Annotated in this window: 14 protein-coding genes; 4 read left to right on the top strand and 10 right to left on the bottom strand. The window is 75.6% G+C overall.

All coding sequences use genetic code 11. The annotated features are described in order from the left end of the window. Positions 1-3: 3 nt before the first annotated feature. From BGK67_RS16015 to BGK67_RS15980, 9 genes are all read right to left on the bottom strand, one after another. A complete protein-coding gene (locus BGK67_RS16015) occupies positions 4-3,348 on the bottom strand; it encodes a hypothetical protein (RefSeq protein ID WP_069920725.1) in 3,345 nt (1,114 codons plus the stop codon). 4 nt (positions 3,349-3,352) lie between these two features. Further along, positions 3,353-3,511 carry a DUF6760 family protein gene (locus BGK67_RS38885; protein ID WP_167739575.1) on the bottom strand — a complete coding sequence of 53 codons (159 nt, stop codon included), beginning with the start codon at positions 3,509-3,511 and terminating at the stop codon, positions 3,353-3,355. Next, positions 3,508-4,005, bottom strand: a complete 498-nt coding sequence (locus tag BGK67_RS16010) for a zinc-ribbon domain-containing protein (protein WP_069920724.1) — start codon at positions 4,003-4,005, stop codon at positions 3,508-3,510. Before BGK67_RS16010 ends, BGK67_RS38885 begins: the two co-directional genes overlap by 4 nt. Further along, positions 4,002-4,442 carry a phage tail protein gene (locus BGK67_RS16005; RefSeq protein WP_030388073.1) on the bottom strand — a complete coding sequence of 147 codons (441 nt, stop codon included), beginning with the start codon at positions 4,440-4,442 and terminating at the stop codon, positions 4,002-4,004. Before BGK67_RS16005 ends, BGK67_RS16010 begins: the two co-directional genes overlap by 4 nt. A gap of 71 nt (positions 4,443-4,513) precedes the next feature. After that, the gene (locus BGK67_RS16000) at positions 4,514-6,070 is read right to left on the bottom strand and encodes a phage tail sheath family protein (protein WP_069920723.1); all 1,557 of its coding nucleotides are present in this window, start codon (positions 6,068-6,070) and stop codon (positions 4,514-4,516) included. 206 nt (positions 6,071-6,276) lie between these two features. Then, on the bottom strand, positions 6,277-8,310 hold the full coding sequence (locus BGK67_RS15995) for an ATP-binding protein (protein WP_069923902.1): 2,034 nt from the start codon (positions 8,308-8,310) through the stop codon (positions 6,277-6,279). A 95-nt stretch (positions 8,311-8,405) separates the two neighbouring features. Then, positions 8,406-9,110 (bottom strand): Pvc16 family protein, encoded by a 705-nt coding sequence (locus tag BGK67_RS15990; RefSeq protein ID WP_069920722.1) that lies wholly within the window; start codon positions 9,108-9,110, stop codon positions 8,406-8,408. Continuing rightward, entirely contained in the window at positions 9,107-12,268 is a 3,162-nt protein-coding gene (locus tag BGK67_RS15985) for a DUF11 domain-containing protein (protein ID WP_069920721.1), read from the bottom strand. Before BGK67_RS15985 ends, BGK67_RS15990 begins: the two co-directional genes overlap by 4 nt. Before the next feature lie 190 nt (positions 12,269-12,458). Continuing rightward, a complete protein-coding gene (locus BGK67_RS15980; RefSeq protein ID WP_069920720.1) occupies positions 12,459-13,130 on the bottom strand; it encodes a helix-turn-helix transcriptional regulator in 672 nt (223 codons plus the stop codon). Positions 13,131-13,296: 166 nt separating this feature from the next. On the opposite strand from BGK67_RS15980, the gene BGK67_RS15975 reads away from it, so the two are divergent. Beyond that, positions 13,297-14,643 carry a COG1470 family protein gene (locus tag BGK67_RS15975; protein ID WP_079154212.1) on the top strand — a complete coding sequence of 449 codons (1,347 nt, stop codon included), beginning with the start codon at positions 13,297-13,299 and terminating at the stop codon, positions 14,641-14,643. Between the two features lie 413 nt (positions 14,644-15,056). On the opposite strand, the gene BGK67_RS15970 is transcribed toward BGK67_RS15975, so the two are convergent. Next, positions 15,057-15,494 carry a hypothetical protein gene (locus BGK67_RS15970; RefSeq protein WP_030161262.1) on the bottom strand — a complete coding sequence of 146 codons (438 nt, stop codon included), beginning with the start codon at positions 15,492-15,494 and terminating at the stop codon, positions 15,057-15,059. Positions 15,495-15,798: 304 nt separating this feature from the next. On the opposite strand from BGK67_RS15970, the gene hemL reads away from it, so the two are divergent. From hemL to BGK67_RS15955, 3 genes are all read left to right on the top strand, one after another. Further along, on the top strand, positions 15,799-17,121 hold the full coding sequence (gene hemL / locus BGK67_RS15965; protein WP_069920718.1) for a glutamate-1-semialdehyde 2,1-aminomutase: 1,323 nt from the start codon (positions 15,799-15,801) through the stop codon (positions 17,119-17,121). Further along, a complete protein-coding gene (locus BGK67_RS15960; RefSeq protein ID WP_069920717.1) occupies positions 17,118-17,798 on the top strand; it encodes a histidine phosphatase family protein in 681 nt (226 codons plus the stop codon). The genes hemL and BGK67_RS15960 overlap by 4 nt, the downstream gene beginning before the upstream one ends. Before the next feature lie 190 nt (positions 17,799-17,988). Next, positions 17,989-19,200 (top strand): polysaccharide deacetylase family protein, encoded by a 1,212-nt coding sequence (locus BGK67_RS15955; protein ID WP_069920716.1) that lies wholly within the window; start codon positions 17,989-17,991, stop codon positions 19,198-19,200. The last annotated feature ends 62 nt before the right edge of the window (positions 19,201-19,262 follow it).

The raw sequence follows: 19,262 nt of genomic DNA, 5'->3' as shown, positions 1-19,262 counted from the left end.
CGCTCAACGGCGCCCGTCGAAGGGCCGGCCGGCGCGTTCCCGGCCGCGTCGCAGCTCGGTGCGCAGCAGGCGGGCGACCGGGTCGAGCAGCCGGCGGGCCAGGTCGTCCAGATCGGCGTCGGGGACCTGCGCAGCCGCGTCGCGCGGACGGTCTGTGGCCGTGGCCGTGGCCGGGCGTTGGCCGCCGCGGGGTGCCGGCGCGGGCGCGGCCGTCTGGACGCTGACCGGCCCCGGGCCGCTCCGGCCGCCGGCCGTGGCGCGCTGGACCGGCGGCGGGCCCGCCGGTGGCGTGGGCCCGGCCGCTGCCGGGGGGGCGGCGGGGGCCGGCGTACGGGGCCGCACCACCGGCACGGGACCGGGCTGTGCCGACGGCGCGGCCGCCCTGGAGGGCTGGACCGAGAGCGGCGGCGCGTGCGGGCCCGTCACGGGCAGCGCGGGGGCGCCCGACGCGGGCGCCGGGCGCACGGCGTGTAGGGCGTGTACGGGACGGGGGCCGTGGCCCGGGTGACCCGAGGAGGCGGAGGGACGCGAGGGCCCGCCGGTGCCTCGTTGGACCTGTTGCGGTGCGGAGGACGGGGCGGCCCAGCGTGCCGCGACCACGGGACGGCTCGCCGGGCGGGGCGCGGGGGCAGCCGCGCTCCCCATGTCCCGGGTGTCAAGGGGCAGGGGCCGTGCCGCCAGGAGCTGGAGGGTGCGGGGCGCGGGCGCGGCGTCGGGGCCGTGGTGCGGGGTTCCGCTCCGGTCGGGGACGGGACGGGCGACGACGAGCGGGACCGGGCCGCCGCCGCGGGCCGGCGAGGGTCCGCCCGGCCGCCGGGACGGGGCGGCCGCGCCGGGCCCTGCCGTGGCCGGGAGGTTCGGGGAGGCGGCGGGGGCCCGCTGGACGAGCGGGTGGGAGGCCGGAGCCGCTCCGGGGATACCGCGCTGCGGGTCCCCCGGGGCCAACAGCGGCGCGTGGAAGGACGACGCCTGGGACCGTACGGCCTCGGCGAGCGCGCGCTGGACCTCGGCGGGGGAGCCGGGCCGAGCGGCACGGGACCGGGACGAGGAGGACGCGGGCGGCGCGGCGCTCGGCGGCAGCGCGGACAGGGGCGCCCCCAGCCCGGAGCGCATCCGCGGCGCGGAACGGCCCGCGGCCGGATCCGGACGGTCGGCCGTGGGCTCCGCCTGGCGCCGCACCGTGGGCATGGCCGGGCCGGGGCCGGGGCCGGGGCCGGCGGATGGCGCTGCGGTGGGCGGCAGTTCGGTGAGGGGCGCGCCCAGCGGGGCGCGGGTGCGTGCCCGCAGCACGGGGGTCTCCGGGGCCCGGGCCGGACCATCGGCCGTGGGTTCCGTCTGCCGTTGGACCGTGGGCATCGCCGGGGCGGGAGCGGCGTCGGGGGTCGCCGCCGCGGGGCGGGCCGACGGCGCGGCGGTGGCCGGGGGTTCGCTGAGGGGCGCGCGGGATCGCGGGTCGACCGGGGCCGGACCGTCGGCGGTGGGTTCCGTCTGCCGCTGGACCATGGGCATCGCCCGGGCGGGCGTGGTGCCGGGGGCGGGCGCGGAGTGGGGCGACGGTACGGCGCCGGCGGGTCGTTCGGTGAGGGGTGCGCCGAGGGGTGCGCGCGAGCGCGGGTCGACCGGGGCGGGGCCGTCGGCGCTGGGTTCCGCCTGGCGTTGGACCGTGGGCATCGCGGGGGCGGGCGCGGAGCGGGCCGACGGTGCGGCGCCGGCGGGCGGTTCGGTGAGGGGTGCGCGGGACGGCGGGTCGACCGGGGCCGGGGCGGGGCCGTCGGTGGGGGGTTTGGTCTTGCGCTGGATCGTGGGCATGGCCGGGGCGTGCGTGGGGCCCGGGGTCGCTGCGGAGTGGGCCGACGGCGCGGTCGCGGCCGGCGGTTCGGTCAGCGGGCCGCCGAGCGGTGCGCGGCTTTCCGTCCGCTGCACGGGCGCGGCCGGGGCCGGGGCCGTCTGGGCGGCGGTCGGAGCGTCGGTGAGGCGTACGACGGACACGCGCCGCTTGGGCGTGGCAGGCACCCGGGCCGCGGTCAGCGCACGGCCGAGGGCCCGCGGCCGGACCACGGTGGTACGGGTGCCGCCCGAGGCCTCGGGCGCGGGAGACTCCCCGCCGGTACGACCGGCCTGGGGGCCCGAGGCTGCCGTGGCGCTGGAACCGGACGTGCGCGCCGCGGCCCGCTGGACGGGCGGGGCGGACGCGCCGGATGCGCCGGACGGCGACGGGGACGCGGCGGAGGAGCCGGGGACCACCGCGATGCGGCGGACCAGGGGGAACCGCGGGGGCGTCGGCGTGCGGCCGGGCGCGGCCTGGGACCCGGCGGTGCCGCTGCCCGGCGCCTCGGCCCGCTGCACGGCGGGAGCGGGGGTGCCGAGCACGGCCGCCGCGGAGTGCGTGGACGTCAGGCCACGGGTGCCCGGAGTCCCCCCGGCCGGCGCCGTGCCCGACCGGGCCTCCCGCCCGCCGCCACGGGTGACGACCGGACCCGGAGCCGTGCCGCCGTCGGCGGCAGGCCGCGAGGGCCCGCCGCTGCGACGGGACGGCAGTGCGGGGTTGGGCGCGGACGGACCCGTGCCCGGCGCGGGCGCGGCCCCGGAAACCGCCGGGCCGGAAACCGCCGGGCCGGAAACCGCCGGGCCGGACACCGCCGAGCCGTGCGGAGCCGGGGCATGCGGACGGGACGACGCAGCACGGGACGACGTGGTGCCGGACGACGGCATGCCGGAGGCGGAGGCCTCGGCAGGCCGGCCCCCGGACACGGACGCCTCGGCACGGCGGCCCCCGGACGGCGTGGTGCCGGGCCGCACCCGGCGCGAGATCTGCGGGGTGTCGGGCTTGAGGGAGGGGCCCTGTGCGGACCGTCCCCCTTCGGACGGCGCCGGCCCCGGCGCGGTGTCCGCCTCGGACGGGCCGCGCAGCGCACGCAGCAGCAGCGGGCCCCCGCCGCTGGAGGTGGAGGCAGGGGCCGGGCGGGCGGCGGCGGGGCGGGCGACCCCGCGTACGAGGCCGGCCGGGGCGGACGGCAGCACGGCGTGGGCGAGGCCGGTGTCGAACGACGGATCGCGCCACGCGGCCAGGCCGGACCGGAAGGCCAGCCCGTCGCTGACGCCCAGCGGTGCGCGGGACACGGTCAGCCGGGGCGCCGCCGTCATGCGCCAGCCACCGTCCCAGTCGGACGGTACGCCGGCCCCCCGCGCGGAAGCCGCGCCGTCGGCCGACGCGGCAGCCGCCCCGCCGGCCGAAGCCGCGCCGCCGGGCCGCGCCGCCCCGCCAGGCGGCGCGCCGGCCGAAGCCGCGCCGCCGGTCGCGGCGTCCGGCACGGCGGCGCGCCGACGCAGCCTGTCCCGCCATGCCATCTGCTCAACCGCCTTCGTTCACACGGGTGTTGATCCGAGCTATCTCGGTGACCCACTCCTGTCGCTCGCCGTGGGTCAGGTCGAGGATCTCGTCGCGTTGCCAGTGGAAGTGGTAGGCGATGTACGCGATCTCCTCCCTGAGCCGGGGGAGGGCGTACGTCACGATTCCCCCAGGCGCCCACCGGAGAGGTCGACCTCGAAGCCGCCTTCGCAGTGCGGGCAGGTGACGGCCGCCCGGGTGTGGCCCTCGCTGTTGACGCGCCGGTAGAAGTCCTGGAGGAACGCGACGTCGGTCGCGTACATCCGCTCCACGATCCCGGCGTGCACGTCGGTGATCGTGCCCAGCCGGGTGATCACCTGGCTGAGCAGGACCACGCTCAGGTAGGCGGGATTCTCCTTGACCCGCAGGTCGATCTGCGGGCGCAGCTCGTCGCGGGCGGTGGCCAGGCGCATCGAGCCGTGCCGGTGCACGGTGCCCGCCTCGTCCACGTACCCGCGCGGCAGCTCGAACTCGAACTCGGTGCGCAGCCCGTGGTCCTCGCGAGGGGCCGGAGCGGCGGCGGCCGGGGGAACCGCCGCCTGCTCCGGGGTCTGGGTGGGCGCCGTGACCTGGAGGATCTCCTCCAGGCTGCCCGCGGTGACCGTACGGCGCCTCATTCGACGATGATCTCCTCGAACACGATGGTCACGGACTCGGTGGCCGCCGCGGACTCGCCCGCCTTGAGGGAGGGGCCCTCCCACTTGGAGGCCCAGCCCTGCATCAGCTGGATGCGGCGGACGGTGGCGCCCGTGGAGTCCTTGATCTCGATGGTGAGGTTCTGCCGCGCGGTGTCGACGGCCCCGTTGTTCAGGGTCTCTTTGATCCACTTGGTGAACTCGCTGCTCTTGTCGAGTCCCCGGGTGATCGTGACCTCGCCGGCCTGGCGGGCGCCGGGCTGCTTGCGGATGATCTGCTTGCCCTCCGCGCTGACCTGGCGGACCTCGACGACCTCCTCCTCGACGGTCAGGCCGCTGATCTCCTGGATCGATTCGACCAGGTAGCCACCGAGCTGTACGCCGAAGATATGGGTGGAAAGAGCATCGCCCTCTGCCATGACTGTCCTTCACCTTTCCTTGCTGCTGCGGCTGACGCGGGCCTGCGGCCGCCGCTGCGGCCGGGCGGCCGCTACTCGTCGACGAGGCTGGTGCTGTCGGAGAACTGGGCCAGCCGGAACACCACGAACTCGGCGGGCTTGACGGGCGACACGCCGATCTCGCAGACCACGCGGCCCTGGTCGATCGACTCCTGCGGGTTGTTGTCCCGGTCGCACTTGACGTAGAACGCCTCCGCCGCCGTGCGGCCGAACAGGGCGCCCCGGCGCCACTCCTCGGTCAGGAACGCGGTGACGTTGCGCCGGATGCTCGACCAGAGCCGGTCGTCGTTCGGCTCGAAGACCACCCATTGGGTGCCCAGGAGGATGGACTCCTCCAGGTAGTTGAAGAGGCGGCGCACGTTCAGGTAGCGCCAAGCCGGGTCGGAGGAGAGGGTGCGGGCGCCCCAGATCCGGATGCCGCGGCCGGGGAAGGCCCGTACGCAGTTCACGCCGATCGGGTTGAGCAGGTCCTGCTCGCCCTTGCTCAGGCGCAGTTCCAGGTCCACCGCACCGCGGATCACCTCGTTGGCGGGGGCCTTGTGCACACCGCGCTCGGCGTCGCTGCGCGCCCACACGCCGGCGATGTGGCCGCTCGGCGGGACGGTCGTGTTGCGCCCGGCCGCCGGGTCGAAGACCCGCACCCACGGGTAGTAGAGGGCGGCGTAGCGGGAGTCGTAGCCCGCCTCGTCGTTGCGCCAGTTCCGCACCTGCTGCGCGGAGAGCCCGGGCGGGGTGTCCAGGACGGCGACCCGGTCGCCCATCTGCTCGCAGTGCGAGATCACCGCGAGCTGCACGGTGCGGACGCCTTCGGCGTCGATGTCGCCGCGCTGGTGGGCGCTCATCAGGTCCGGCACCGCGACCATGGTGATCTCGTCGATGGTCTCCAGGCCGGCGAACCCGGTGCGGGCGGCCGCGTCGCCGACGTACTCGGCCGGGTCGAGCCGGGACGCGGCGCCCTGGCCGGCCGCGGCGGGCGCGGCCGCGTCGTCGGGCAGGGCCACGGTCTGGCCGGCGGGCCGGACCTGGCTCGCGGTGCGCTGCTCGGTGACCTCGATCAGCTTCGAGGCGCGGGCCTGGGTGACGAGGTAGCCCTTGACGTTCTTGCGGGCGGAGGCCTCGTAGGTCTCGGCCACCTGCTCGCCCTGGCGGACCAGGACCTTGAAGCGGTCCTCGGGCGGGTTCTCGCCGTCCGCGTCGGCGATCTCCACGGACACGCCGGTGACGCCCGGACGCGCCGAGATCAGGAAGCCGCCGAGTTCGACCGGCTCCGCCGCGCGCAGCTGGGGGCGGCCGGTGCCGGCGGCCGGCGCGGAGGCGTCCTGGCCGGACCCGCCGACGCGGACGACGTACGCGGCGCCGCCGCCGTTGGCGAAGTACCCGTAGACCGCGTGGGGCAGGTAGGTGCCCTCGGTGAAGCCGCCGAAGTGCTGGCTGTACTGGTCCCAGCTGGTGACCAGCGTGGGCTCGTGGAACGGGCCGCTCTGGGCGAACCCGACGAACGCGGCGACGGCGGTGCCGACCCCTTCGATCGGGCGAGCACCGGACTGCACCTCCTCCACGTACACGCCCGGGGTGAGGTACGTCGGCATGCTCGCTCCTTCGTCTTGCTGCTGCGTGTTCGGGACCGTGTCCAGGTCCCGATTCAGGTTCGTGTCCAGGTCCTTGCACAGCGTTTCCGGCAGCCGCGGCCCGTGGCAGAGGCTTGCGGACCTGGCCGGGGGCAAGGAGGCTGCCCTCCCGGTCTCCCGCGGCGGACCTGCGAGGCAGCACGCCCGGCCGGTCCGCCGGGGCCGGCTCACCCGTGCGTGACCTGGCCGACGTACGGCCCGAACTCCCCCTCCAGGAGCAGCCGGCCGAGCTTGCGGTACTCCTGGGCGACCGCCGTCACCACCTGGGACATGGTCAGCGGCCCGCCCGAAGCGGCCGCGGAGTAGGCGGCGGTCACCGCGCAGGCCCGGATGGAGCCGCCGGCCAGCTCGAACCGGTCCGCGCAGAAGGCGAGGTCGAGGTCGCCGGCGCGGGGCAGCCGGTCGCCCAGGCACCGCTCCCACAGGGCCAGGCGCTGTGCGGCGTCGGGTACCGGGAAGTCCGCGACCACGTCGAGGCGGCGGGTGAAGGCCTCGTCGAGGTTGGCCCGCAGGTTCGTGGTCAGGATGGCGATGCCGTCGAAGGACTCCATCCGCTGGAGCAGATAGGCCGACTCCATGTTGGCGTGCTTGTCGTGGGAGTCCTTGACCTCCGAGCGCTTGCCGAAGATCGCGTCGGCCTCGTCGAAGAGCAGCACCGCGTTGACGGCCGACGCCTCGGTGAAGATCCGCTCCAGGTTCTTCTCGGTCTCGCCGACGTACTTGTCGACGACCGTGGACAGGTCCACCACGTACAGGTCCATGCCCAGGTCGGCCGCCACGACCTCGGCGGACATGGTCTTGCCGGTGCCGGAGGAGCCCGCGAACAGGGCGATCACCCCGCGCCCGCGGCCGCCGCCGGGCCGCATGCCCCACTGTCCGAGCACCTGGTCGCGGTGGCGGGCGCGCACCGCGAGCTCGCGCAGGCCGCGCAGGGCGGGGGCGGGCAGCACCAGGTCGTCCCAGCCCACCGCGGGCTCCACCCGGCGGGCGAGGCGGGCCAGCCCGGCGCCGTTCTGGGCCCGTACGGCGGTGCGCAGGTCGTCGGGGGAGACCGGGCGGCCGTCGAGCGCGGCCGTGCGGACCGCGGTGCCGGCGGCGCGGCGCAGCTGCCCGGCGTCGAGCCGGTGTGCGGACACGGACCGGGCGAGGGCGTCGGCGTCCCCGGCCGTGCCGTGCTCCCCGGCGGCCCGTTCCAGCGCGAGCCGCCAGCGGGTGACGTGCCGGCCGGGGTCGGGGGCCGCCACCGCCAGGGTGAGGGGGGTGTCGGCCGCCCAGGCGGGCTCCCAGCCGCCCGTGCCGTACGTGAACAGGGGGAGGCCGCGCAGCGCCGTGCACAGCGTGCGCAGGACGCGGGCCCGCTCGTCGGGCTTGTCGGGCAGGTCCTCGACCGGCCCGAGCAGCACTCCGGCGCCGGTGAGGCGGGCCTCGCGGGCGGCGGCGCGGGCGAGTTCGGCCACGGTGCGGGCGTGGGGGGCGAGGGCGGCGGCGTCCAGGGCCAGGGGGCCGAGCCCGCTCGCGCGCAGCGCGGCGGCGGCCAGGCCGACGGGATCGCCGCCGCGGGTGCGCAGGTGGACGTGGCCGGAGCCGCTGCCGGCCGCGGCGACGGCCCGGTGCAGCTCCGCCGGGTCGACGGCCGGGTCCTCGGCGGCCCCGCCCAGCACCTCGGCCAGCCGGGGGTCGGGCGAGGTGTCGCCGAGCAGGTGGGCGGTGACCCGGTCCGGGACGGCCAGCACCCGGGACAGGGGCGGCCGTTCGGGCTCGGTGACCTCCAGCAGGCCGCCCGCGACGAGCGGAGCGGTGGGGGAGAGCCGGAACCGGGCGGCGGATGCCCCGGTGCGGCCGCACAGCTCGAGGGCGAGGCCGACGGTGGGCCGACGGCGGGTCAGGTCGTCGTTGAGGTAGCCGTAGAGCCGCTCGAAGCGGGCGTCCAGGTCCGGGGCCAGGGCGACCAGGAGCAGGTCGAGGTCGAGCGGCGCCAGTGCGAAGCGCGTGGCGAGGACGGCGAGCGGCGAGCCGGGCGGCGGGTCGGCCGGGGCGGGTTCGGGCAGGCCGGGGTCGTGCCGTGGGTCCAGGAGGCGGGCGGCGGCGTCGGGGGTGAGGTACTGGCCCCGGTAGGGGTCGTCCGGGTCGGGGTCGACGGCGCGCCGGAGCGCCACGGCGCGGCGCACCCGCTCCTCGACGAGCCGGAGCCGCTCCCACAGGTACGGGTCCGGGGCGGGCGGGGGCGGGTCGGACGGGGCCGGCGCCGGGGCCCGGACCTCCGCCGGGGCCGCCGGGGCCGGTTCGAGGGTGTGCGTCACGGCTGTCGTTCTCCTCGCTTCCGGCGCGCGGGGACCCGCGGCCGCTCCCGGGAGCCGCCGAAGCCCTCCGGTCCCGCTTCGCCCAGTTCGGCGTAGCGCAGCCGGCGCGGGCTCCCGGTCCCGTCCGGTCCGGCCTGCGGCACGGAGCGCACGACGAGCCCCTCGGTGACCGGCGGGGCGGCGACCTCGCTGATCCCGGCGAGCGGCGCCTTCACGCGCAGGCCCAGGGACGGCTTCAGCTCGCCGCCCAGCGCCGACCACACGTCGGAGGCGGCCGGGGCGTCCAGCCCGGTGCCGCCCGCGTCCACGTCCACGAGCAGGCCGAGTTCGGCGAGCGTGCCGCCGAGCAGGCGCTGGGGCAGCGTGTCGGTGGCCACCAGGCAGGCCAGGACCTGGGAGAGCAGCCGGTGTTCGTCCTGCGGCCGGCTCGCCCAGGCGGTGACCAGGTACGTCAGGTCGAACCAGCGGGGCGGGGTGCGGCGCGCGACGACGAAGCCGTCCGCGTCGTACACCTCGCCCGCGCCGCTGCCGCGCCGGGTGTGGTCCTCGCGGATGTCGTACAGGAACACGCAGACCGTGGGCGCGCTGCGGCGCGCCGCCCAGTCGCGCGTCGGCGCGTCGAACACCACCTCGACGCCCGATGCCTCCAGGCCGGCCTCCGCGAGCAGCCGCCGCAGCCCCTCGTCCACTTCGTGGATCACCGGCGGGTCACCTCGTCCGGCGGCTGCACCGTACCGCTGACCACGAGGAAGTCGGTCTGCACGGGGGAGAAGCCGGGGCCGCTCGCGGTGATGGTGCGGGGGCCGGTCTGGTCCTTGGCGAGGATCAGCAGCTGGCCGGTGAACGTGCCGTCGCGCCGCGGAACGGTCGGTGCCGCGGCCGCCGTGATGCCCGGCTTCCAGGTGAACCGCACCGGCACGCCGGGCGGGAAGTCCTCGCCGCGCACCGAGGTGACGAAGCCGGGCTTGCCGATCGGCGGCACGGCGACGATGCGCGGCTGGAGGACGCGCACCCGCTGCTCGGCGGTGTTGTCGCCCAGGTCGGCGTCGGTGCCGGTGGTGGTGAGGTCGCCGGTGACCCGGCCGGTGAGCGCCTTGTCGGGGCTGAGGACGACCCGCAGGACGGTCCGGGCGCCCGGTGCCAGGTCCGGCAGCGCGCACACCCAGCTCTGGTCGCAGCCCGGCGGCGGGCCGTCGTGGGGCACGCCCCCGGGCAGGCCGACGCGCAGCCGCAGGCCGGTGGCCAGGGCGTTGCGCCCGTTGCTCACGGTGTAGGTGACGACGACGCGGCCGCCCACGTACCCGGGCTCGGGCTGCGCCGTGACGCGTACCCCGGGGCCGGCCGCCGGGGGCGCCGGCGGCTGCGGCGCGGGCGTCGGGACCGGCGGGGCCGGGGTCGGCGGGTTCGGGGCGGGGGTCGGGGTCGGCGTCGGCGGTGCGGGCGCCTCGCGCACCGGGACCACGGTGCGGTCGGCGTTGTCGCTGGGGCGGGGGTCGAGGACGGTGCCGGTGACCGACCACTCCACGGGCTGGTCTCCGGGGGTGAGGCCGGTGAGGGTGACGGTCACCGGGACGGTCGTGCCGGGGCGCACCACGCCCAGGGCGCAGGTCAGCGCCGCCGCGTCACAGGTGGCGCCGGGTGCGGTGAGCGCGGTGACGCCCACGCCGGCCGGGGGTGCGACGGTCAGCCGGGTACCGGGCGAGGCCGCCGGGCCGTGGTTGACGACGTCGACCCGGACGGTGGCGGATCCGCCGACGGTGACCGGCGCGGTCTTCTCGGGAGCCAGGACGGCGAGGTCCACGGACTGCTGCACGCTGGGTTCCTTCTGGCGGCCCGGCAGGCCGGTGACGAGCAGGCGGTGCGCGCCGGAGACCGCGTCCACCAGCTTCAGCTTCTCCGGGCTGTTGGGGGCCCGGGCGCCGCGGGCGCTGAGCACCAGGCTCTTGCCGTCGGCGGTCCAGGCGGCGTCGCGGGGCTGGAACGGCCCCTTGTCCGTGGGCTCGGGCAGTTCCCGGCCGCAGGCCCCCGGCACGTCGCGGGCGGCGTCGGGCAGCAGGACCCGGCAGGAGCCGCCCGCCGCGGCGGCGAGCAGGATGCCCGCGCGCTCGTCGACGCGGCCGCCGCCGCTCTTGCGGTTGAAGGCGATGGTGGCGCCGTCCGGGGAGAACGCCGGGCTGTCGTCGATGACCTCGCAGGCGCCGGGGCAGAGGCCGGCGCTCAGGTCGCGCTGCTGGTCCAGGCGGTCCACGGGCACGGTCCAGACGTGCTTGTTGCCGCCGTGGCCGTTGATCACGAGGTTGCGGGTGAAGGCCAGGGCCGTGCCGTCGGAGGACCACGTGGGCTGGGCGTCGCCGCCCCGGGGCGCCCCGGCGGGCGGGGTGATCTCGCCGCGGATCGCGCCGGTGGCGGCGTCCGCGATCAGGATGCGCGAGGGGCCGGCGGCGGCGCCGACGCCGCCGGGCGAGGTCCGGGTGAACGCCAGGGACCTGCCGTCGGGGGAGAACGTCGGGTCGGTGTCCCAGTCGTTGGGGCCGCGGCCCGCGAGCGGCAGGGGCGCCGCGCGGGATCCGTCGGCGTCCGCGATCCAGATCCGTTCGATCCGGCCCGCGGACGTGCCCTCGAAGCGGGTCAGTACGATCCTGCGCCCGTCGGGCGTGTAGTTCTGCCGCTCGGTCCACGGGTCGTACCCGGGGGCGGGCTGGAAGAGCGGGTCCTTGGCCGGGTCGGTGTTGGTGTCGGCCGCCGGGTCCTCCTCGAGGATGGCCAGGCCCAGGTCGCGGGGGTCGGATCCGTCCATCCGGGCGTCCTGCAGGGTTACCACGCGCGGACCGGCCGCCGAGGTCCGCTCGACCACGGTGCCGCCGCCCTCGAGCGGGCCGAGCCAGGTCGGCGAGCCGACCTCGCGGTCCTCGCTGAGCACCAGCTGGGGCGTCTGCTCGGAGTGCGCGGGCACCCGGAAGACGTGGTCCCAGTCGCCCTTGCAGTCGCAGGTGCGGTCCGGGCTGAGGAAGAGCAGCCCGTCCCCGTCGGGCAGCCAGGCTGCCCCGTGCGTACGCCAGTCGGCCTGGGCGCCCGCCAGGAGCGGCCCGTCGGCGCGCCCGTCGGTCCACCGCAGGCGAGGTCCGGCGGGTCCGGTGGCGGTGTAGGCGATCAGGTTCCGGTTCGCCGCGTCGTCCACCGGGTTCCACACCGGCTCGGTGGCCGTGCCGCCCGCGGGGTCGGTGACCCGGGTCGCGGCGCCGCCCCGCAGGGGACGTACGTAGACCTGCCGTCCGGCGGCCCGGTCCTCGTCGCTGGAGTACGCCAGGCGTCCGCCGTCCGGCGAGACGGTGGGGTCCTCCTCGTTCGCGGGGGTGTCGGTCAGCCGGGTCAGGCCGGTGCCGTCGGTGCGCACCAGCCACAGGTCGCGCTGGTTGCCCCCGGTCCCGGCGGGCGGCGCCGAGTCGAAGACGACCGCCCGGCCGTCCGGGGTCAGCCGGGGGTGCGCCGCGTCCAGACCGCTGGTCAGGCGGCGTACCGAGCCGTCCGCGGACCGCAGGTAGACCTGCGGGTTGCGCTCGTCGCGGCGGCTGGCGAAGACCAGCCGGTCGCCCAGCGCGGCGGGCTGGAGGTCCTGGTGCGCGGGTCCCTCGCCGAACAGGGGGGTGCTGGACGTGCCCGTCGCCACCCGGCCCAGACTGCGGTGGCGCGTACCGGCGTACGCGACGCGGCTGTCGCCGGCGTCGGCCGCGGCGGTGCGCGCCTCGGCGTCGCCGGGGCCGGTGGCCGCCGTCACCGCGAGCAAGGGGATCACCAGCAGCAGCGACGCGCCGACTCTCCCCCAGCGGGGTCGCCGGCCGCCGGATCCACCCGTGCCCATCAAGGGTCCACCTCACCGTCGGGTGCAGCATCTACGTATGACCCCGCCACCCTGCGGGCCCGCCGGCGCGGACCGGCAGGGCCGCGGGGCCGGACCCGGGGGAAGCGGCGGGTGCGCTTTCGGGCAGCGGCGGGGACGGCCCGCTTGCCCGTCGGCGGGCGGGAGCGCCTGCCGGGACGGCGACGTGCGGTCAGATCAGCCCGTTGCGCAGGGCGTAGCCGACCGCGTGGGTGCGGTTGCGCAGTTGCAGGCGCGTGATGACCTCGTGCAGCACGTTCTTGACGGTCCGTTCGGAGTACGAGGTCTTGCGCGCGATCTCGGCGGTGTCCATGCCCTCCGACACCAGGCGCAGCATGTCCGCTTCGCGCGGGGTCAGCGTGGACAGGGACACCGCGCGCGGGTCGAGCGCCGAACGCTGCAGGCTGCCGACGTGGTCGAGGAGCTTGGCGAGCAGGTCGCCGGGCAGTACGCCCTCGCCGTTCGCTATCGCCAGGACCAGCCGCAGGAGCCGGTCCTGGTCCGCCTCGGCGCGCCGCAGGACCGCGGTGACCCCGCACTCGATGGCGCGCTGGAGCGCGTCCCCGGACGCGAACGTGCCGACCACGAGGCCGGTGCGGGTACCGGAGTTGTGCCGCAGCCGGTACAGCAGCGCGGCCGTCTCGTCGTCCACGCTGTCCACGGTCACGAGCGACACCTGCGCGTAGTCGGCGTCGGCGTGGTCGACGAGCTCGATCTCCGGTCGCTGGCGCAGCTGGTGGACGACCCCGACGCGCAGGATCGGGTCCGACGCGTACACGGCCACGGTGACCCGTTGGCCGGCGCCGTACGAGGGGGCGGGTCCGTTGTTGTCAGGCTGGGGCATGGCATACCTGTTCCGGGTGCGTATGTCGGGACACGAAGGGGGAGGTGCGGTCAACACGTGGAGCGGTGAAAGGAGTTGAGGGGCGTCCGTGGGGGCATCGGGGCTGCCCGGAGCGTTGCCCCCGCGCCGCTTGGAGGCGGCCGCGGCACCGCTCTAGCGTCGAGGGGTGATATCCCCAGCAGCCTCTTCCAGCCCTGGCGCGACCGACCTCGACATCCCGCCGGTGTCGGTGACGCCCGGTGGTACCGCATCCACCACCCTGACCGTCCGCAACGACAGCGACATCGTCGAGGCGTACCGCCTGGAGGTCGTCGGCGACTGCGCTGCGTGGACCACGGTGGCGCCCGAGCGCGTCTCCCTCTACCCCGGCACCTCGGAAACGGTGACGATCCGCCTGGAGCCGCCGCGTTCCTCGCAGGTGCGGGCGGGTGACGTACCGCTCGCCGTGCGCGTGCTGCCCACCGAGCAGCCCGAGTCCGTGCGGGTGCCCGAGACCACGGTGCACATCGAGGAGTTCCGGGAGCTCCGGGCAGAGAGCGCTCCCAAACGCCGCCGCGGCTGGCTCCGCGGGCGCTACCGACTGGCCGTGCGCAACGAGGGCAACGCCCCCGTACGGCTCGGGTTCACGCCCGCGCAGCCGGGCGAGGAGCTGAAGTTCGACTTCCGGCCCGCGGCACTGGCGCTGGAGCCGGGAGAGTCGGCGGAGGTCGTGCTGCGGGTCCGCACCGGCGCTCCCGTGTGGTTCGGGTCCCCCGTGACCTGGCCGTTCACCGTGGAGGTGGCCGACGCGGCGGAGGGTGACGGCGAGGACGCCGCGGAGCGTGCCGAGCCGGACCCCGTACGGGCCCCGCTGGAGGTGGAGTTCGTCCAGATCCCGATCTTCCCGACCTGGCTGCTCGCGGTACTGGCCGCGCTGCTCGCCCTGCTGCTCGCCTGGTTCATGCTGGTGCGCCCGGCCGTGCGCAGCACGGCCAAGGAGGCCGCCGACCAGGCCGTCCAGAACCGGCCGACGCCGGCCGGGGCGGACGAGAACGCGCAGGCCCCGGGGGCCGGCGGCGCCAACCAGCCGGGGGGCGGCGGCAAGAGCCCCCAGCCGGGGACGGGCGGGGGCGGTGCGGGAGCCGGGGCCGGGGCCGGATCCGGCGGCGTCGCCGGAGGGCAGCAGAGCTCGGCCACCATCGACCTGCAGACCGGCGGCGGCCAGACCAAGACGGGCGCCTACACGGTGCCCGCGGGCAAGGCCTTCGGGATCACGGACATCGTCGTCGCCAACTTCCAGGGCGACGAAGGGGTGGTGACCATCAGCTTCGGCGACCGCAAGATCACGACGATCGCGCTGGAGACGTTCCGCAACCAGGACTACCACTGGGTCACCCCCATCAGCATCACCGAGAGCCAGACTGTGACCGTCCAGGTGACCTGTGCGAAGCCGGGCACCCCTGCCACCGGTCGTCAGGCGCAGGAGTGCCATGAGGTGCTCAACGTGAGCGGTGTACTGAGCGACCTCAGGTGACCCGAAGCGGAACAGACATCCTCGGTCAGGTCGTGCGCCACGACAAAGGGCGCCTTTCCGGAACCGTCCGGAAATCGGCAGTCCTGAGCTCGCTCAGAGGACCGACCCTCGACCGTACGTTCTCATGCCGGCGGCCCCACACCGGTGAACTCCAGGCCGCGGGGCAATAGTTGGCCGAGCCGGAAAGATGGCCGGATATCGACTAGGTCGTCCGCGCGCCGGATCCGCAGGCCAGGGTGCCGTGCGGGTCCGGCCGCGCGCAGGGGCCGCGGTCACCGCCCGCGTGCCCCGAAGGGGCCCCGCCGTGTTCCGCCCGGCGGCGGGCGCGCTCCCCGACGGCCGCCGGGCGCTCCCGCGCCGGCTCGGCGGACCCCCCCCGCCGCCACGGACGGCGGGTGGGCCACCGGACGGGGTCAGGGCCAGACCAGGCAGTAGGGCTGGTGGCCCGCCTCGTGGAGGCGGTGGGAGAAGTCCTGCCACTCGTGCAGGAGCTGGTAGACGTTGAACGCGTCGCGCGGACCGCCGCGGTCCGGGACGGTGGACCAGATGAACGCGGCCGCGCCCACCGATTCCTCGCCGATGCCGCGCAGCGGGTCCACCACGGTCATGGGGAGCTTGACCACCGCGTAGTCGGGGTGGAGGACGACCAGCTCCAGCGGGGGCACCTTGTGCAGGGGTATGCCCTCGATGCCGGTCAGGACCATCGCGGCCACCGTCTCCGGCTTGATCTTGGTGAACAGGCCGCCCATGCCGAGCTCGTCGCCGCCGAGCTCCTCGGGGCGCATCGTGACCGGGACGCGGGCCGCCGTCGCGCCGTCGGGGGCGCCGAAGTATTTGTATGTCACACCCATGCCGCGTCCCCTGGGCAGGCCGTCCGGCACTTCCGGCGGTTCCGGGACGGCGTCGGCCGCCTCGGTGGCGCGCCGGCGGTGCTTGCCCCGGCGGCGGGCTTCGCGGGCCTCGCGGGCGCGCTGCGGGTCGAGGCCGTCCGTACCCTCGCCCGGTCCACCACCGCGTTGCATATCTCCACCCGACTGGTCTTGCTTGCCCCGGCCCCGCGGCCCCCGCCACGCAGCCTGATCATCATGGCAGTGACCTCCCCCGCGGCGGCGCGGTGAAACGCCCGCCCGCAAGTCTGTCGCGGCCTCTGAGACCATGGCTGGTGTGAGCTACCCGTACCCGTATGAAGCCCCAGTTTCGCAGACGCTCTTCGAGCGCGCCTCCCTCGTGACCCCCGGCGGCGTGAACTCTCCGGTGCGCGCCTTCCGCGCCGTGGGCGGTACGCCCCGGTTCATGGTGTCCGGCACCGGTCCGTACCTCACCGACGCCGACGGCCGGGAGTACGTCGACCTCGTGTGCTCGTGGGGCCCGATGATCCTCGGCCATTCCCACCCCGAGGTGATCGAGGCCGTCCAGGCGGCCGTCGCCCGCGGCACCTCCTTCGGCACGCCCGGCGAGGGCGAGGTCGCGCTGGCCGAGGAGATCGTCGCCCGCGTCGCCCCCGTCGAGCAGGTGAGGCTCGTCTCCTCCGGTACGGAGGCCACGATGTCGGCGATCCGGCTGGCGCGCGGGTTCACCGGCCGGGCCAAGGTCGTGAAGTTCGCCGGCTGCTACCACGGCCACGTGGACGCGCTGCTGGCCGCCGCCGGCTCCGGGCTCGCGACCTTCGCGCTGCCGGACACCCCCGGGGTGACGGGCGCGCAGGCCGGCGACACGATCGTGCTGCCCTACAACGACCTGGAGGCGGTCCGTGCCGCCTTCGCCGCACACCCCGGCGAGATCGCCTGCGTGATCACCGAGGCCGCGCCCGGCAACATGGGCGTCGTGACCCCGGCCGAGGGCTTCAACCAGGGGCTCGCCGACCTCTGCCGCGAGAACGGCGCCCTGTACATCTCCGACGAGGTCATGACCGGCTTCCGGACCTCCCGCGCCGGCTGGTACGGCGTGGACGGGGTCAAGCCCGACCTGATGACCTTCGGCAAGGTCATGGGCGGCGGCTTCCCGGCCGCGGCCTTCGGCGGCCGCGCCGACGTCATGGGCCACCTGGCCCCGGCCGGGCCGGTCTACCAGGCGGGCACCCTGTCCGGCAACCCGATCGCCACCGCCGCCGGCCTCGCGCAGCTGCGCCTGCTGGACGACGCGGCCTACGAGAAGGTCGACGCGGTCTCGAAGGAGATCCAGGGGCTGGTGACCGCGGCGCTGGGCAAGGAGGGCGTGGCGCACCGGGTGCAGACCGCGTCCAACATGTTCTCCGTCTTCTTCACCGAGGACGAGGTGCGCGACTACGACGACGCCAAGAAGCAGGAGTCCTTCCGCTTCAACGGCTTCTTCCACTCGATGCTGGCGCAGGGCGTCTACCTGCCGCCGTCCGCCTTCGAGTCCTGGTTCGTGTCCACCGCCCACGACGAGCGGGCGGTCGAGCGGATCGCGGCGGCGCTGCCGGCCGCGGCCCGGGCCGCCGCGGAGGCCACCGCATGAGCAGCAGCGAGATCACGGTCGTCCACCTGGTGCGCCACGGCGAGGTGCACAACCCGGACGGGGTCCTGTACGGGCGCCGGGACGGCTACCACCTGTCCGAGCTGGGCCGCCGGATGGCGGACCGGGTCGCGGAGCACCTGGAGAGCCGGGACATCACCTACGTGGTGTCCTCCCCGCTGGAGCGGGCGCAGGAGACGGCGGCGCCGATCGCCAAGAGCCACGGCCTGGACCTGGCCACGGACCGGCGCCTGCTGGAGGCGGAGAACGTCTTCGAGGGCAAGACCTTCGGCGTCGGCGACGGCGCGCTGCGCAGGCCCGGCAACTGGAAGCACCTGACGAACCCGTTCAAGCCCTCCTGGGGCGAGCCGTACGTCGAGCAGGTGGTCCGGATGACGAGCGCGCTGGAGGCGGCGCGCGACGCGGCCCGCGGCCACGAGGCGGTGGCGGTCAGCCACCAGCTGCCGATCTGGATCGTGCGCAGCTTCGCGGAGAAGCGCCGGCTGTGGCACGACCCGCGCCGCCGCCAGTGCACGCTGGCCTCCATGACCTCCTTCACGTACCAGGGCGACCAGCTGGTGTCGGTGGGCTACAGCGAGCCGGCCCGGGACCTGGTGCCGGCGCACCTGCTCGCCGGGGCCAAGCCGGTGAAGGGGAAGTCCAAGGCCTTCGGAGCCTGATCCACAGCCTGTGGACACCCGCCCGTGATCCACGCCCGTCGGTGATCCACATTCTGTGACGATCCGTTACGGATTTACCTAAATAAATACAAAGTCGCGCGGGAATCACCGTGTCAGCATGCAAATTCAGGCTAATTGTCCGTTTATATAACGGAACATGGGGCTTTGGGGCTGACGACGGGACGGTGACATGCGCGACTTCAGTCGAAGGGGAGTGCTGGGGCTCGGACTGGGCGCCGCGGCCGCGGGCATCGCGGGCTGCGGCGGTGGCGGATCCGGGCCGGGCAAGCCGGGCCCGCTGCCCACCGCCGCCGGCCGGGCCCCGGCCAGGCCGATCGGTGACGGCTCCACCGCCGACACCGGCCCGCAGCCCCACCAGCCGGACGAGCCCGTGCCCCTGCAGCCGGGCGAGACCCCGCCGCAGTTCGTCGTGTTCAGCTGGGACGGCGCGGGTGAGATCGGCAACGGCCTCTTCCCGCGCTTCCTCAAGCTCGCCAAGGACCACGGCGCGGGCATGACCTTCTTCCTCTCCGGCATCTACCTCCTGCCCGAGTCGAAGCGGAGCCTCTACCGGCCCCCGAACAACCCCGTGGGAGCCTCCGACATCGGCTACCTCAAGGACGAGAACGTCCGCGCCACCCTCCAGTACGTCCGCGAGGCCTGGCTCGACGGGCACGAGATAGGCACCCACTTCAACGGCCACTTCTGCGGCGGATCCGGCTCGGTCGCCAAGTGGACCCCGGACGACTGGCAGAGCGAGATCGACCAGGCCGTGTCCTTCGTCACCAACTGGCGCACGAACACCGGCTTCACCGACGTCGACCCCCTGCCCTTCGACTACCGCGAGGAACTGGCCGGCGGCCGCACCCCGTGCCTGCTCGGCCGGGACAACCTGCTGCCGACCGCCCGCAGGCTGGGCTGGCGCTACGACTCCAGCTCACCCGGCGGCCTCCAGGTCTGGCCCGTGAAGAAGGGGGGCCTCTGGGACCTGCCGCTGCAGTCCCTGCCCTTCCCCGGGCACTCCTTCGAGGTGCTGTCGATGGACTACAACATCCTCGCCAACCAGTCGAAGAGCACGACCAGGGGCGTCCCCGCCCACTACCCGGGCTGGCGGGCCCAGGCCACCGCCACCTACCTCGGCGGCTTCCGGCGGGCCTACGAGACCAACCGCGCGCCGCTGTTCATCGGCAACCACTTCGAGGAGTGGAACGGCGGCATCTACATGGACGCCGTGGAGGAAGCCCTCAAGGGCATGGCGGACAAAAGGGACGTACGACTCGTATCCTTCCGCCAGTTCACCGACTGGCTGGACGTCCAGGACCCCGAGGTGCTCGCCAAGCTCCGCGCCCTCGGCCCCGGCCAGTCGCCCGGCGTCGGCTGGGCCGCGTACCTCGCCGCCTGACCAGCACCTTCACGGCCCCTCGGGGGGTGCGGTAGATCCGCATATCGCCCATGCGAAACTTT

Origin of the sequence: Streptomyces subrutilus, from assembly GCF_001746425.1 — a bacterium.
GTDB classification, from domain to species: domain Bacteria; phylum Actinomycetota; class Actinomycetes; order Streptomycetales; family Streptomycetaceae; genus Streptomyces; species Streptomyces subrutilus_A.
The sequence above is the reverse complement of the archived record's forward strand: the minus strand, read 5'-3'. Positions and strand labels throughout refer to the sequence as shown.